This is a genomic window from Pseudomonas sp. Sample_10, assembly GCF_004321495.1.
Classification (GTDB): Bacteria; Pseudomonadota; Gammaproteobacteria; order Pseudomonadales; family Pseudomonadaceae; genus Aquipseudomonas.
Genome location: NZ_RCOE01000116.1, coordinates 1 through 896 on the forward strand (window position 1 = coordinate 1; position 896 = coordinate 896).

1 protein-coding gene is annotated in these 896 nt (G+C 63.8%); it reads right to left on the bottom strand.

Going from position 1 to position 896, the window contains the following annotated elements; translation table 11 throughout:
• On the bottom strand, nt 1–896 hold an 896-nt coding region (locus D8U18_RS10880), incomplete at both ends, for an ATP phosphoribosyltransferase regulatory subunit (RefSeq protein WP_131107610.1).

An 896-nucleotide genomic window follows, 5' to 3' on the forward strand; every position in this document is an offset into this window, starting at 1 on the left:
CAGACGGTAGCTCGATCTCAGCACGCCCCAGGGTCACCAGGGTTTTCAAATCGGTGGAGAAGCCGGTTGCCGGGCGGGCACGACCGAAGTCGGCGCCGATGTCGTCGTAACGACCACCCTGGGCGATGGATTGGCCAACACCCGGTACGAATACAGCGAACACCACACCGGTGTGGTAGTGGTAGCCGCGCAGTTCGCCCAGATCGAAATACAGCGGCAGCTCCGGGAAGCGCGCGGACAGACGCTCGGCGATCGCCAGCAAGTCATCCAGTGCAGCCAGAACCGGGGCCGGGGCCTTGGCCAGACGCTCACGCGCCGCCGCCAGGACTTCACGGCCGCCACACAGGTCGACCAACGCCCGCAGCATGCCCGACAGATCGGCTGGCAAGCCTTCGGTCAAGGTAATGACCTCGTCGATAGCCTTGCGTTGCAGCGCATCGAACAACTGCTGCTCAACTTCGCCCGACAAACCGGCGGCGCGCGCCAGGCCGCGGTAAATACCGACATGCCCCAGGTCCATGTGCACATCCGGCACATCCGCCAGTTGCAGCATGGCCAGCATCAAACTGATGACTTCGACATCACTGCTCGGGCTACCGTCGCCGTACAACTCGGCACCCAGTTGAATCGGGCTGCGCGAGGACGACAAGGCGCGCGGCTGCGCATGCAGCACGCTGCCGGCATAGCAGAGACGGTTCGGACCTTCGCGTCGCAGGGTGTGCGCATCGATGCGCGCCACCTGTGGCGTGATGTCGGCCCGGAAACCCATCTGACGACCCGACTGAGGATCGATCACCTTGAAGGTACGCAGGTCCAGATCCTGGCCCGCGCCGGTCAGCAAGGATTCCAGGTACTCGATATGGGGAGTCACGACAAACTCGTAACCCCAGCTCTGG